At 68.6% G+C, this 14,811-nt stretch carries 8 protein-coding genes and 2 tRNA genes; 7 read left to right on the top strand and 3 right to left on the bottom strand.

Translation table 11 applies throughout. The features are described 5' to 3' along the window. Window positions 1-18 precede the first annotated feature (18 nt). Both ACEN9F_RS17865 and ACEN9F_RS17860 read right to left on the bottom strand, forming a co-directional pair. A tRNA-Asp gene (locus ACEN9F_RS17865) sits at window positions 19-95 on the bottom strand. Between the two features lie 24 nt (window positions 96-119). Further along, window positions 120-195, bottom strand: a tRNA-Val gene (locus tag ACEN9F_RS17860). Window positions 196-343: 148 nt separating this feature from the next. On the opposite strand from ACEN9F_RS17860, the gene ACEN9F_RS17855 reads away from it, so the two are divergent. From ACEN9F_RS17855 to ACEN9F_RS17845, 3 genes are all read left to right on the top strand, one after another. After that, entirely contained in the window at window positions 344-1,645 is a 1,302-nt protein-coding gene (locus tag ACEN9F_RS17855) for an MFS transporter (RefSeq protein WP_413427094.1), read from the top strand. A 68-nt stretch (window positions 1,646-1,713) separates the two neighbouring features. Beyond that, on the top strand, window positions 1,714-2,076 hold the full coding sequence (locus ACEN9F_RS17850) for a nuclear transport factor 2 family protein (protein ID WP_413421834.1): 363 nt from the start codon (window positions 1,714-1,716) through the stop codon (window positions 2,074-2,076). A 62-nt stretch (window positions 2,077-2,138) separates the two neighbouring features. Beyond that, a complete protein-coding gene (locus ACEN9F_RS17845; protein WP_413421832.1) occupies window positions 2,139-2,963 on the top strand; it encodes a helix-turn-helix domain-containing protein in 825 nt (274 codons plus the stop codon). Here the strand turns inward: ACEN9F_RS17845 and ACEN9F_RS17840 are convergent. Continuing rightward, window positions 2,952-3,794: a substrate-binding periplasmic protein gene (locus ACEN9F_RS17840; RefSeq protein WP_413421830.1), complete on the bottom strand. Its 843-nt coding sequence runs from the start codon at window positions 3,792-3,794 to the stop codon at window positions 2,952-2,954. The genes ACEN9F_RS17845 and ACEN9F_RS17840 overlap by 12 nt on opposite strands. 101 nt (window positions 3,795-3,895) lie before the next feature. Here ACEN9F_RS17840 and dinB point away from each other — a divergent pair, with 101 nt between their 5' ends. The 4 genes from dinB (at window position 3,896) to ACEN9F_RS17820 (ending at window position 14,673) form a co-directional block, all read left to right on the top strand. Beyond that, window positions 3,896-5,047: a DNA polymerase IV gene (gene dinB / locus ACEN9F_RS17835; RefSeq protein ID WP_413421828.1), complete on the top strand. Its 1,152-nt coding sequence runs from the start codon at window positions 3,896-3,898 to the stop codon at window positions 5,045-5,047. A 100-nt stretch (window positions 5,048-5,147) separates the two neighbouring features. Continuing rightward, complete coding sequence (locus ACEN9F_RS17830) at window positions 5,148-6,701, top strand: ATP-binding protein (RefSeq protein ID WP_413421826.1); 1,554 nt, start codon at window positions 5,148-5,150, stop codon at window positions 6,699-6,701. Window positions 6,702-6,791: 90 nt separating this feature from the next. Then, the gene (locus ACEN9F_RS17825; RefSeq protein ID WP_413421824.1) at window positions 6,792-7,688 is read left to right on the top strand and encodes a recombination-associated protein RdgC; all 897 of its coding nucleotides are present in this window, start codon (window positions 6,792-6,794) and stop codon (window positions 7,686-7,688) included. Window positions 7,689-7,845: 157 nt separating this feature from the next. Beyond that, the gene (locus ACEN9F_RS17820) at window positions 7,846-14,673 is read left to right on the top strand and encodes a beta strand repeat-containing protein (RefSeq protein WP_413421823.1); all 6,828 of its coding nucleotides are present in this window, start codon (window positions 7,846-7,848) and stop codon (window positions 14,671-14,673) included. The last annotated feature ends 138 nt before the right edge of the window (window positions 14,674-14,811 follow it).

The following is a 14,811-nucleotide window of genomic DNA, read 5'->3' as shown; positions in this document are numbered from 1 at the left end:
TCGGGCCCTTAAGGAATTTGGCGGAGCGGACGGGACTCGAACCCGCGACCCCCGGCGTGACAGGCCGGTATTCTAACCAACTGAACTACCGCTCCAAATTTCGTCTTTTCTGTTTTCCTTGGTGGGTGCTGAGAGGGTCGAACTCCCGACCTACGCCTTGTAAGGGCGCCGCTCTACCAACTGAGCTAAGCACCCAGAAAACATATCAGCGTTTGTCTTTCTTAACTGCGACAACTGCTGAACGAGGCCGTATTCTACAAGCTGCTTTATCGGTTCCGCAAGGGTTTTTGGAAATAATTTAGAAAATTAAGCGGCGGGGCCGGATTCCGGCACAATGGACCGCATGAAACCGATGACCTCCGCCCCCACCTCCGACGACGGGCTCGACGCCCTCTACCGCCGCGTCAGCTGGCGGCTGATGCCTTTTCTGTTCCTGTGCTACGTGGCGGCCTACCTGGACCGGGTCAACGTCGGCTTCGCCAAGCTGCAGATGCTCAACGACCTGCGGTTCAGCGATACGGTGTACGGCATCGGCGCCGGCATCTTCTTCATCGGCTACTTTATCTTCGAGGTGCCGTCCAACCTGCTGATGACGCGCACCGGCGCCCGCATCTGGATCGCCCGCATCATGATCAGCTGGGGGCTGATCTCGTCGGCGCTGATGTTCGTCGACAGCGTGGCCACCTTCTATGTGCTGCGCTTCCTGCTCGGGGCGGCCGAAGCCGGCTTCTTCCCCGGCATCATCCTGTACCTGACCTATTGGTATCCGGCGCACCGGCGCGCGCGCATGGTGGCGCTGTTCATGAGTGGCGTGGCGGTGGCCGGCATCGTCGGCGGCCCGCTGTCGGGCTGGATCATGAAGACCTTCGCCGGGCTGTATGGCCTGAGCGGCTGGCAATGGCTGTTCCTGCTCGAAGGCTTGCCGTCGGTGCTGATCGGCGTCTGGACGCTGTTCTACCTGGACGACGGCATCCGCAGCGCACGCTGGCTCAGCGAAGACGACAAGCAGCAGCTGGAACGCGCGATCGCCGAGGACCGCAAGGAGCAGCACAGCATGCCGCTGGCGCAGCTGTTCCGCAGCGCCAAGGTTTGGCTGCTGGCGCTGGTGTACTTCCTGTGCGTGATGGGTTTGTACGGCGTCAGCTTCTGGCTGCCGCAGCTGATCAAGAACAGCGGCGTGACCGACGTGTTCGACATCGGGCTGCTGTCGGCGATTCCGTATTGCGTGGCGGCGGTGGCGATGGTGCTGGCCGCGCGCCACTCGGACCGCACGGGCGAGCGGCGCTGGCACACGGCGATCGCCGCGCTGGCCGGCGCGGCGGGGCTGGTGGCCGCCACCATCTATAGCGACGACACGGTGATCGCGCTGGTGGCGCTGAGCGTGGCCACGGCCGGCATCCTGAGCACCTTCCCGATCTTCTGGAGCCTGCCGACCGCCATGCTGGGCGGTACCGCGGCGGCGGCGGGCATCGCGATGATCAACTCGATCGGCAACCTGGCCGGCTTCGTCAGCCCGTATCTGGTGGGCGCGATCCGCGACGCCACGCACAGCACCGCCAGCGGCATCTATCTGCTGGCGGCAAGCCTGCTGGCCGGCGCGGTGCTGGTGGTGACGGCCGTCAAGCGGCGATTACCTGGGACGTAATCGCCGCCGCGCGACGATCTGCGGACAATGGTTCTGTCGACATGACATAACCATTCAAGGAGATCACCATGACCACCCCATCCCATATCGCAGCTCAATACCTGGCCGTCTGGAACGAACGCGACGCCGCAGCCCGCCGCGCGCTGGTGGCGCGCGCCTTCAGCCTGGACGCCAGCTACGTCGATCCGATGATGCGCGGCGCCGGCCACGACGGCATCGACGCCATGATCGCCGGCGCGCAAAGCCAGTTCCCCGGCTACCGCTTCGAACTGGACGGCACGCCGGACGGCCACAACGACGTGGTGCGCTTTTCGTGGACGCTGGCCGTGCCCGGCGGCGCGCCGGTGGCGCACGGCACCGACGTGGCGCGCCTGGCCGATGACGGCCGGCTCGCCAGCGTGACCGGCTTCCTGAACCAGGCGGCCGCCTGATTCGCTTGAGTTCGCCGGCGCGGCAGGCTAGATTAGCGGCTTGTCCACACCATGGTGACGCCATGACCGCAGCCGCAGCCGACCACTACTTCAGCGACTTCGCCGCCGCGCTGCGCTACTGGCGCGGCAAGCGCGGCTACAGCCAGCTGCGCCTGTCGACCGAGAGCGCCGTCTCGCAGCGCCACATCAGCTTCCTCGAAAGCGGCCGCTCGCAGCCCAGCAAGGACTTGATCCTGCGCCTGGGCATGACGCTGGAGATCCCTTTGCGACAACGAAACGCCATGCTGCTGGCGGCCGGCTTCGCGCCGGCCTACCAGGAACGCAAGCTGTCCGACCCGGAACTGGGCGCGGTGCGCCAGGCGCTGGACTTCATGCTGGCGCAGCAGGCGCCGTATCCGGCGCTGGTGGTGGACCGGTTGTGGAATCTGCAGATGGCGAACGCCCCCGCCGCCGGCCTGATGCGATGGCTGCTGGCCTTGCCCGACGGCTTCGTGCTGCCGGTCGACGGTTCGGTCAACGTGCTGCGGCTGATGCTCGATCCGGACGGCGTCGGCCAATACCTGCACAACTGGCAGGACGTGGCCGCCGACCTGCTGCACTGGATACAGCGCGAAGCGATGAGCGATGGCCCCGGCAGCGAAGCCACCGCGCTGCTGGGCGAACTGCAGGCGCTGGCCGGCATCGCCGGCATGACCACACCCAACCTGGACCGGCGCGCGCTGCCCTTCCTGCCGGTGACGATACGCAAGGAGGGCGTCGAATTGAATTTGTTCACCACCATCGCCACGCTGGGGACGCCGCGCGACGTCACCGTGCACGAATTGCGGATCGAATCCTTCTTTCCCGCCGACGAGGCCAGCGCGCAATGGTTCCGCTCACGGGCCTAGCGCGTGGCGCGGCATGGCGTCGAGGATGTCGCGCACGCCGGCGGCAAAGATCTGGCGCGTGATCTCCTCGCCCAGGTAGCGTTCGTAGATTTTTTGCACCGTGCCGTCGGCCACGATGGCGCGCAGCGCCTCGATATAGCTGTGCAGCACCTGCGGCGGCACACTCTTCGAGACATACATGCCGACCAGCGCGCGCGGCGATTCGGCAAACGGCGTGCCGGTCATCTTGCCCAGCATCTTGAACTGGCGCTGGTGCAGCACGTGGATGGCCGGCGGCGCCAGCGTGCCCTCGGCGCGGCCGGCCTGGATCTTGCGGAACACCACGCCGTAGTCGTTGACGTATTCCAGCCGTCCCAGCTTTTGCAGCCGGTCCATCTGCGCCTGGGTTTCGGGCGAATAGGAAATGCCGCGCGTGACGTTCAGGCGCGCGCTGCTGTGGTCGACAAACTCGGCCAGGCTGCGGAACTTGCCGGCGCTCTTGTTGGTCAGCAAAAGCTCGAACTGGGTGTAGGTGTAGGGCAGCCACACGCCGTGCTGGTCGCGCTCGGCGGTGCGCAGCGAGGCGCCGGTCAGTTCCAGCTGGCTGTTGAAGAACTGCGCATACAGCCGGCCGTGCGGATACCACTCGATATTGAAATCGCAGCCGGTACGCCTGTGCATCTCCGCCAGCACGTCGACGGTGCTGCCGCGAAAGCTCGCGCCGTCGCGATAGGAGGAGTAACCGAGGTCGCTGATGCCGGCGCGGGCCGGCGGACATGGGGCCGCCAGCGCCGGCAGGGGCGCGAGCGGCAGCCAGGTGGCCAGGATAACGGTCGTCAGGCGTTTGGTCATGTCGGCGGATTGGTAATATTTGTTGCTTCCAGTGTAACACCGGCTTGCGGCGCGCAGGGTTTTCGTGAATACTGTATGTATCTACAGTAACTCATCGCATCATGACCGAACCGCAACGGCGCATCGCACACCTCGACATGGATGCGTTTTACGCCTCCGTCGAACTGTTGCGCTACCCGGAGCTGCGCGGCCTGCCGGTGGTGATCGGCGGCGGCCGCGACGCCCAGCCGGTGCCGCGGGAAGACGGCACGCACAGCTTCGCCCGGCTGCGCGACTATGTCGGACGCGGCGTCATCACCACCGCCACCTACGAGGCGCGCGCGCTCGGCGTCGGCTCGGCGATGGGCATGATGAAGGCGGCCAAGCTGGCGCCGGACGCGATCCTGCTGCCGGTCAATTTCGACGCCTACCGCCATTATTCGCGGCTGTTCAAGACCGCCGTGGCCGGCATCGCGCCGGATTTCGAGGATCGCGGCATCGATGAAATCTATATCGACCTGACCCGCGTCGAAGGCGAAACCCGCGCGCTGGCGACGCGCATCAAGCAAGCCGTGCGCGACGCCACCGGGCTGTCGTGCTCGATCGGCGTCACGCCCAACAAGCTGCTGTCGAAAATCTGCTCGGACCTGGAAAAACCCGACGGCCTGACCATCCTCGGCTACGACGACATCCCGGCCCGCATCTGGCCGCTGGGCGTGCGCAAGATCAACGGCATCGGCCCCAAGGCCACCGAAAAGCTGGCGGCGCTGGGCATAGCAACCATCGGCCAGCTGGCCGGGGCCGACGCCGGCCTGTTGCAGGACCATTTCGGCGCGCATTACTCGGCCTGGCTGGCGCAGGCCGCGCGCGGCATCGACCACCGCGAGATTTCCACCAGTTCCGAGAGCAAGTCGATCAGCCGCGAGACCACCTTCGAGCGCGACCTGCACGCGCGCCAGGACCGCGACACGCTGTCCGGCATCCTGACCACATTGTGCGAGCGGCTGGCGGACGACCTCAAGCGCAAGGGCTATGTCAGCCGCACCATCAGCATCAAGCTGCGCTTCGACGACTTCCAGATCGTCAGCCGCAACGTCACCTTGCCGCAGCCGGTGGCCGACCCGGCCGGCATCCTGCAGGCCGCGCGCGAATGCCTGAAGCGGGTGCCCTTGCAGCGCCGCCTGCGGCTGCTGGGCGTGCGCGCCAGCACGCTGGAGCCGCCCGGTTCCGGTCACCAGCCGGCGCTGCCCCGGCAGGGCGAATTGTTCGCCTAGACGGTTGTTGTTTCGCCGCCCCAGCCATCAAGCAGATGCATGCGCCAGCCTATCCGGCGTTGTATAGTGGAACGGCCGCCCCATCCGTCAGGAGCACTACATGCTGGAGCATCTCAGTATCCAACAGCGCTTTCGCCTGCTGCTGGCCGTTTCGCTTGCCTGTTTCGCGCTGTGCGGCCTGATCGTCCAGCGCACCCTGTCGGAAATCCGCGTCAATGGCCCGATCTACGAGCGCATCATGCAGGGCCAGGACCTGGTGGCCGACATCCTGCCTCCGCCGGCCTACCTGGTCGAATCCTATCTGATCGTGCTGCAGCTGAACGCGGCCGACGCCAGCCGGGCGGCGCCCCTGCTGCAGCGGCTGCGCGGCGCGCAGCAGGCCTACGAGCAGCGTTACCGCTACTGGTCGGCGGCGGGCCTGCAGGGGGAACTGGAGGACAAGTTCCTGAAGCAGTCGCACGCGCTGGTGCAGTCCTTTTACAGCACCGCCTTCGGCGACCTCGCGCCGGCCCTGCAGCGCGGCGACCAGGGCGGCGCCGCGCGCGCGCTGGCCAGGCTGGGCGCGACCTATGAGCAGCAGCGCAAGACCATCGAACAGGTGGTCGAGCTGGCGCGCCAGCGCAACCGCGACGACGAGGCGGCCGCGCTGGAACGCATCCGCCACATGGCGTGGTCGCTGGGCCTGATGTTCGCCGTCATCATCGGCGTGTTCATCCTGATCTTCAACACGGTCAGGCGCAGCATCGCCGATCCCATCCTCGATGCGCTGAAGATCACCCAGCGCGTCGCCGCCGGCGACTGGCACCAGCAGATCCACCCCGGCGCGCGCGGCGAGGCCGGCCGCCTGCTCGACGCCATCCGCGACATCGTCAGGAACACCCAGACCGAGATCGTCAAGTCGGAAAAGCTGGCGGCGCTCGGTTCGCTGGTGGCCGGCGTCTCGCACGAACTCAACACGCCGGTCGGCAACGGCCTGATGGCGGTCAGCACGCTGAGCGAGGACTTGCGCACCTTCCGCGGCAAGATGCGGGACGGCCTGAAGCGCTCGGTGCTGGACGAGTTCCTGCAATCGGTGGAGCTGGGTTCCGACCTGGCGATGCGCAACCTGCAGCGCGCCGCCGACCTGATGAGCAGCTTCAAGCAGGTGGCGGCCGACCGCGCCAGCTCGCAGCGCCGCCGCTTCCTGCTGCACCAGGTGGTGCATGAAACGCAGATGACCTTGCAGCCCATGCTGAAGCGCGCCAATTGCGAGGTGCGGCTGGAGATTCCGCCGGCCCTGCAGCTCGACAGTTTCCCCGGCCCGCTGGGACAGGTCATCGCCAACCTGATCGAAAACGCGGCCAAGCACGGCCTGGACGAGGGCGGCGGCGTGATCGTGCTGAGCGCGCGCGCCGCCGGCGACGACGCCGTGACGATTTCGGTCCAGGACGGCGGCAAGGGCATCGCCGCCGCCATGCAGGCGCACGTGTTCGAGCCGTTCTTCACCACCCGGCTGGGCCAGGGCGGCAGCGGGCTGGGCCTGCATATCGCGCACAACATCGTGTATCAGATCCTGGGCGGCAGCATCGAGCTGCGCAGCGCGGCCGGCCGGGGCACGTGCTTCGACGTGACGATCCCGTTGACGGCGCCGCACGACCTGGCATCGGCCGCCTGAGCGCGGTTTTCCCGCCACAACCGGACCGTGCGGCGCGCCAGCGTGTAAAATGGCGCTCCCCTGGCATTACTGAAACAAGGCAAAAAACTCATGTGGTTCAAGAATCTTCAGATTTACCGTCTGCCGGCCCCTTGGGCCTTTACCCCGGAACAATTGGAAGCCGCCCTCGCTCCTCACTCCTTCGTGCCAGCCAGCAGCAATGAATTGCTGCGCCAGGGTTGGGATACCCCGCGCCCGAACGGCGGCCTGGTCCATGTGGTCAACAATCAAATGCTGATCCTGCTGGGCACCGAGAAGAAGCTGCTGCCGAACACCGTCATCAACCAGGTCGCCAAGGCGCGCGCCGCCGAGCTGGAAGAAGCCCAGGGCTTCGCCCCGGGCAAGAAGGCGATGAAGGAACTGAAGGAGCGCGTGGCCGACGAGCTGCTGCCGCGCGCCTTCTCGATCCGCAGCAACGTCTGGACCTGGATCGACCCGGTCAACGGCTGGCTGGTGGTCGACGCGGCCAGCCCGGCCAAGGCCGACGAAGTGATCAAGCTGCTGCTCAAGGCGGTCGACAAGCTGCCGCTGGAAAGCCTGCGCGTGCAGCGCTCGCCGGTCGGCGTGATGACCGAGTGGCTGCAGGCCGACGACGCCCCGTCCGGCTTCACGGTCGACATGGATACCGAGCTGCGCGCCACCGGCGAGAGCAAGGCGGCGGTGCGCTATGTGCGCCACACGCTGGAGGCGGACGAAGTGCGCCGCCACATCGCGGCCGGCAAGCAATGCACCCGCCTGGCCATGACCTGGGACAGCAAGATTTCCTTCGTGCTCACGGAATCGCTGGCGATCAAGGGCATCAAGCCGCTGGACGTGATCAGCGAAAAGGAATCGAGCACCAAGAACGACGAAGAGCGTTTCGACGGCGATTTCATGCTGATGACCGGCGAGCTGGCCAAGCTGATGGCCGACGTGGTCGAGGCACTGGGCGGCGAAGCCAAGGCCTAAGCCCGCGCAGTCCTTGCCTTTTAGTAAAAAATGCCGCGAAGTCGTTGATTTCGCGGCATTTTTTTTGTGGTGCCGAAGGAAAAAACCGTCATTGCCCGATGGCAATTCGAACGCGGCACTGCTATAGTGGAAGGCCTTATCAAAAAAGGAATTCCCCATGAGCGGGCCCAGCGGCTTGACCACCGACCAGATCGCCAGTTTGACCGTGCCGGACATCACGGCCTGGACCACCGACGATATCCTGGACCTGACCGCCGAGCAAGTGGGGGCGCTGCGGGTGGACCATGTCGCCGCGTTGAGCAGCGTGCAGCTGTCGGTGCTGACGCCGGGCAATCTGCAGGCGCTGAGCACGCAGGACATCGCCGCGCTCAAGCCTGCCGTGCTGAACGCCGCCGGCGCCGCCTCGCCGGTGCTGATGGCGGCGCTGCTGAGCGACCAGATCGCCGCGCTGACCACGGCGCAGGCCGCCGCGCTGGGCACCAAGGCGTTCACCAGCCTGGACCTGGGCGCCATCGCCGCCTTCGAGTCGGCCGACGTGGCCGCGCTGAGCACCGCCAATATCGCCAGCCTGGGCGTCAGCGATATCGCGCTGATGCGGAGCCAGCAGTTTGCCGGCCTGGGCAGCCGCCAGCTGGCCACCTTCACCACCGCTGAAATCCAGGCCATCGGCAGCGACGGCGTGGCCGCGCTGGGCACCCAGGTCATCGCCGGCCTCACCACCGCGCAGATCGGCTTGCTGAACACCGACCAGATGACCGCGCTGACCACCCTCCAGGCCTCGGTGCTGGGTTCGGCGCAGGTGGCGGCCTTGTCCACCACGGTCATCGCCGCGCTGGAAGCGGCCGATGTCGGCGCGCTCAAGACCTCGGTCATCGCCGGCCTGTCGACGCGCCAGGTCGCGGCGCTGACCTCGGCCCAGGTGGGCGCTTTCACCACCGCGCAGTTCGCCGTGCTGGGCAGCGGCCAGATCGGGGCGCTGAGCACCGACGCCTTGCTGTCCGTGCCGACCGCCGACCTGGCGGCATTGGGCACCGGCGCCGTCTCGCAGCTGGGCACGGCCGTGCTGTCGCAGCTGACGACCGGCCAGATCAACGCCTTCGGCAGCCAGCAGATCGCCGCGCTAAGCAGTGCCCAGGTGGCCGGCCTGACCAGCGACCAGGTCGGTACGCTGAACTCCGCCCAGCTGGGCGCGTTCGGCAGCCGCCAGGTGGCCGGCCTGTCGACCGCCGACATGGCCGCCTTCGACCAGCAGCACCTGCCTTACCTGGGCACGGCGATGATGGCGGCGCTGACCTCGAACCAGCTGGCCGCGCTGGCCGACGCCTGGTCCAGCGGCTACTTCGCCTTGCTGAGCACGGCGCAGATCGCGGCCCTGCGCACTGCGGCGCTGGTGGGCATCGACGCCGACCAGATCGCCGCGCTGACGACCGCGCAGGCCGCCGCGCTGAGCAGCGCGCAGCTCAGCGTGCTGCCGACCGCCATGCTGCGGCTGCTGTCGACCGCCGACGTGGCGGCGCTGAAGACCAACGCCATCGCCGCCCTGAGCACCCAGCAGATGGCGGCGCTGACCAGCGCCCAGCTGGGCGCGTTCGGCACCGCGCAATTCTCGGTGCTGACCAGCCGCCAGCTGGCCGCCATCAACAGCGACACCATCGCCGGCCTGTCCAGCGCCGACCTGGCTGCGCTGACCACCAGCGCGGTGCCGCTGCTGAACCCCGCGCTGCTGTCGCTGCTGAGTTCATCGCAACTGGCCGGACTGGGCTCGCGCCACTTCGCCGTCATGAGCAGCGCGCAGGTCGCCGCGCTCGGCACCGCCCAGGTGCAGGCGCTGGCGTCGGCGCAGATCGGCGGCTTCGGCACGGCGCAACTGGCCGGCCTGGGCAGCAACGATATCGCCGTCCTCGGCAGCGGCGCCATGAAGGCGCTCAGCACGGCCGCCATCGGCGCGCTGACGTCCGCGCAACTGGCGGCGCTGGGTGCGGGCAGCGGCCTGTTCGGCGTATTGACCACGGCGCAGATCGCCGCGTTGCGCACCGGCGCGCTGGCCGGCATCGGCAGCGACCAGATCGTCGCGCTCAGCACGGCCCAGGCCGCGACGCTGAACAGCAGCCAGACCGCCGCCATGGCGACCAAGCTGATCATGGCGCTGGAGACCGCCGACCTGGCCGCGCTGAGCACCAGCGTCATCGCCAGCCTGTCGAGCAGCCAGCTGGCCCGCCTCAGCGGCGTCCAGGTCGGCGCGCTGACCACCTTGCAAAGCAGCGTGTTGAGCAGCAGTCAATTCGCCGCGATCGGCTATCTCGGCCTGCTGGGCCTGCAAAGCGCCGACCTCGGCGCGATGGCCACCGCCACCATCGCCGGCATCGCCACCGACACGCTGAGCGTGCTGGCCACGGCGCAGCTGGCCGGCCTGGCCACGCGCCAGATCGCCGCGCTCAGCTCGGCGCAGCTGAACGCCTTGAGCAGCGCGCAGATCTTCAGCCTCAGCTCGGCGCAGATCGCCGCCCTCGGTTCGCAGCAGATCGCCACGCTGTCGACCGCCGACGTGGCCGCGCTCAGCACGGCGGGCCTGGCGGCGCTCAACACCGCCGCCGCCGCCGCGCTCAACTCGGCGCAACTGAACGTGCTGGACGGCGCCATCGGCGTGCTGGGCACGGCGCAGGTCGCCGCGCTGGGCACGGCCGCGCTGGCCGGCCTGGGCACCGACGAAGTGGTGGCGCTGACCACCCGCCAGGCCGCCGCCCTGAGCAGCGACCAGGTGCGCGCGCTGAGCACGCGTTCCATCCATGCCCTGGAGACAGCCGACCTGGCCGCGCTGCGCACCCAGGCCATCGCCGCCCTGACCACCGCCCAGGTCGGCGCGCTCGGCAGCGACCAGTCGTCCTCGCTGACCTCGGCCCAGTTCCTGGCGTTGAGCAGCACGCAACTGGGCGCGCTGTCGTCCGACGCCATTGCCGGCTTTGCCAGCGCCAGCCTGGCGGCGCTGGGCACGGCCTTCATTTCCACGCTGTCGAGCGCCGCGCTGGCGGGCTTGACGTCGGCGCAGTTGAACAGCCTGAGTTCGCAGCAGTTCGGCGTGTTGAGCAGCAAGCAGCTGCTCGGACTGACGCCGTCACAAATGGCGACGCTGGGCAGCCGCCAGGTCGCCGGCCTCAGCCCGGGCAGCCTGCCGGGCTTGCAGAGCGGCGACATCGCCGCCTTGGGCAGCGCCGCCCTGCGCGCCCTGAGCACGGCCGCATTGCAAGCCTTGAGCACGGCGCAAGTGGCCGCGCTGGGCGGCGCCGACGGCAGCCTGTTCGGCGCGCTGGGCACCGCCCAGATCGGCGCATTGGGCAGCCGCGGGCTGGCCGCGCTGACCACCGACCAGATTGTCGCGCTGAGCACCGCGCAGTCGGCTTCGCTGAACAGTGCGCAAGTGGCCGCCTTGTCCAGCGCCGGGATCGCCGCGCTGGAAGCGGCCGACCTGGCCGCCGTCGCCACCGCCGCGCTGACCGGCATGACCACGCGCCAGGCCGCGACATTGAGCAGCGACCAGGTGGCGGCGTTGACCAGCGGCCAGGTCGGCGCCCTGAATTCCGCCCAGTTCAGCGCGCTCAGCTCGGACGGCGTGCAGGGGCTGGAGCTGAACGATATTCCGGTGCTCAACACCGGCGTGATCGCCGGCCTGTCGGCCGGTGCGCTGGCCAAGCTCGGCACCGACCAGGTCGCCGCGCTGGCCACGCGCCAGGTGGCAGCGCTGACCACGGTCCAGCTCAATGCGCTGAGCACGGACCAGGTCTACAATTTACGTTCGGCGCAGATCGCCGCGCTCGGCACCGCCCAGGCCGCCGGCCTGTCGCTGCGCGACCTCGCCGCCATCAGCACCGACAACCTGGCGGCATTGAAGACCGCCGCCATCGCCGCCCTGAGCGCGGCCCAGCTGAGCGTGCTGGGCAACGATCCATGGGGCAGCGGCGAGAGCGTCATGGCGGCGCTGACCACGGCGCAGATCGCCGCGCTGGGCACGGCGGCGTTGTCCGGCCTGCGCACCCAGCAGGCCGTCGCGCTGAGTTCCGACCAGGCCGCCGCGTTCAACAGCGCGCAGATCGCCGCGCTGTCCAAGGCCAGCCTGGTCGCCTTCGACCCGGAAGACGTCGCCGCGCTGAAAACCGCCGCGCTGAAGGGCTTGTCGTCGACCCAGCTGGCGGCGCTGACGCTGGACCAGACGGCCGTGCTGGGCACCGCCCAGATTGTCGCGCTGTCTACCGCCGCGCTGTCCGGCCTGACCAGCGCGCAGGCGGTGGCGCTCAGCGTGGACCAGGCCGCCGCATTGAGCAGCAGCCAGATCGGCGCGCTGTCGCTGGGCGCCACCGCCAAGCTGGAGGCGGACGACCTGGCGGCGCTGCAAACCCGCACCATCGCCGGCCTGCGCACCCAGCAGATCGCCGTGCTCAGCAGCAGCCAGCTGGCCGCGCTGTCGACCGCGCAAGTCGCGGCCCTCAGCAGCAGCCAGGTCGGCGCGCTGGCCCCCAACAGCGTCGCCGGCCTGTCGCTGGACAGCCTGGTGGCCTTGAGCACTCAGGCCATCGCCGGCCTGACCAACGCCCAGCTGACGGGCCTGAGCGGCGCCCAGGTGAGCAGCCTCGCCACGCGTCAGATCGTCAGCCTGAACAGCAGCCAGTTCGGCGCGCTGCGCACCAGCCAGGTCGCGGCGCTGACCCTGGACCAGACCGGCGTGTTGGGCAGCAAGCAGGTGGCGGGGCTGTCGGCCGCCGCCATCGTGGCGCTGGACACCGATATCGCGGTGCTGGGCACGCAGGCGATCGCCGCGCTGACCGCTGCGCAGATCGTGGCGCTGGGCACCAATGGCGCCGGCGCGGCGGTCAACTTTGATCTGCTGGGATCGGCGCAGATCGCGGCCATCAGCACCACCGCCCTGCAGAGCCTGACCAACAACCAATTGCGCGCCTTCGACAGCGAGCAGATCGCGGCGCTGAGCATCAAGCAAGTCAACTCGCTGTCCGCCGCCTTCCTGACCGGCTTGAACAGCCTGCAAATGGCCGGCCTCAGCTCGGCCCAGATCGCCGCGCTCAGCACCAACCAGATCGTCGCGCTGAACGCCCCGCAGTTCGGCATGCTGAACTCGGACCAGATCCACGCGCTGACGGCGGCGCAGTTCGGCAGCCTGTCGACCGCCGACGTGGCCGCGATCGACGCCGACAACCTGGGCGCGATCAGCGTGGCCGCGATCGCCGGCCTGACCTCGGCCCAGCTGAACGCGCTGGGCGGCGCCGGGCAGGCGATCTCGGCCCTCACCACGGCGCAGATCGCCGCGCTGCGGACCCAGACCATCGCCGGCTTGAGCGCGACGCAGGCGGCCAACCTGACCACCGACCAGGCCGCCGCGCTGACGGGCGGCCAGATCGCGGCGCTGCCGCTGACGGTGGTCGGCGCGATGGAAGCGGAGGACATTGGTTCACTGAAGAATTCCACCATCGCCGCGCTCAAGACCCAGCAGCTGCTGGCGCTGAAGAGCAGCCAGATACTGGCGCTGAACACGGCCCAGATCGCCGTGCTCGGCAGCGCGCAGCTGACGTCGCTGGCGGCGGCGCAGGTCGCCTACCTCGGCGTGGACGACGTCGCGGTGATCAATCCGCTGCTGCTGAATGCGGCGGCGCGCGACGGCAACCTGCTGGCCGCGATGAACTCGGCGCAGCTGCAGGCGCTGACCACCGCGCAATATGCGGCGCTCAGCTCGGCGGCGATCGCGCGGCTGCGGCCGGTGCAGCTGGCGGCGGTGGAGGCGGTGGACATCGCCGTGCTGGGCACCAGTGTGATCCGCACACTGAGCGACGACCAATTGCTGGCGCTGACGGTATCGCAAGTGGCGGCGCTGACGCTGCCGCAAATGGCGGCGCTGCGCGTCAGCGCGATCGCCAACCAATTCACAGCGGCGCAGATGGTGGCGTTCTCGGGCGCCCAGCTGGCCGCGATGAGCACGGCGCTGATCGCCGACCTGAGCGCGTCCAACCTGGCCGCCATCGAGGTCGCCGACATCGCCAGCCTCGGCACGCAGCAAATCCGCGCGCTATCGGGGTTCCAGATGGGCAGCCTGGCCAACGCCCAGCTGGCGGCGCTGACCACCACGCAGACCCATGCGATGACGGCGAGCCAGTACAACGCCCTGAGCGCCGCGCAGCAGGCGGCCTTCAGCGCGGCGCAGAAAGCCGCCATGACCTTCGTCACGCCGCTGGTGCTGGACCTGGACGGCAACGGCGTGCGCACGCTGGGCCTGGAGGCGGGGGTGCGGTTCGACCTGGCCGCCAGCGGCGAGACGCGGGCGACCGGCTGGGTCGGCGATGGCGACGGCTTGCTGGCGCTGGACCGCAATCACGACGGCATCATCAACGATGGCGGCGAACTGTTCGGCTCCGCCACGCGGCTGGCCGACGGCAGCAGCGCCGGCAACGGCTATGTCGCGCTGGCGGCGATCGACAGCAACGCCGACGGCGTGGTCGACGCGAAGGACAGCCTGTACGGCGACTTGCGCGTCTGGGTGGACGGCAACGCCGACGGCGTCAGCCAGGCCGCCGAGCTGAAGACGCTGGCCGAGCTGCACATCGCCAGCCTGAACCTGGACGCGCGGCGGGATGGCGCCGTCGACAACGGCAACCTGATCGGCTTGAGCTCGACCTACACCACCGACGACGGCCAACAGCATGCGGCGGCCGACGTCTGGTTCGCGCAGGGCCGCGGCGGCCAGGCCAGCGCGATGGCGCAAGCGCTGTCGGCGTTCGACGCCGACGCCGCCGCAGGGCCACCGTCGCTGGCAATGCCGCAGCCTGCCGCCGGCATGGGCGCGCACGCCGCGCGCATGGCCGACGCTCTGCAGCGGTTCAGTCTCGACGGCCAGACGGCGGGTACCCAACTGTCCGACCACGAAACCCTGCGCCTGAAAGCGCTGCAACCCTCCGCAACGCCCGGCCTGCTGGCCGCACCGCGTTAAAACTCCGGGGTCAGGTCCAAAACCTGGACACGAACTCTACCGTAGCGGTCGCTACGGTAGAGTTCGTGTCCAGGTTTTGGACCTGACCCCGGATTTGTTTTTTCCGAAATATTTCTTTTTCCCTCTGCTAGCCGCTTG

This window comes from Duganella sp. CT11-25 (assembly GCF_047302815.1).
In the GTDB taxonomy this organism is placed as follows: Bacteria; Pseudomonadota; Gammaproteobacteria; order Burkholderiales; family Burkholderiaceae_D; genus Rugamonas.
This window is presented reverse-complemented; position numbering and strand designations above follow the sequence as displayed.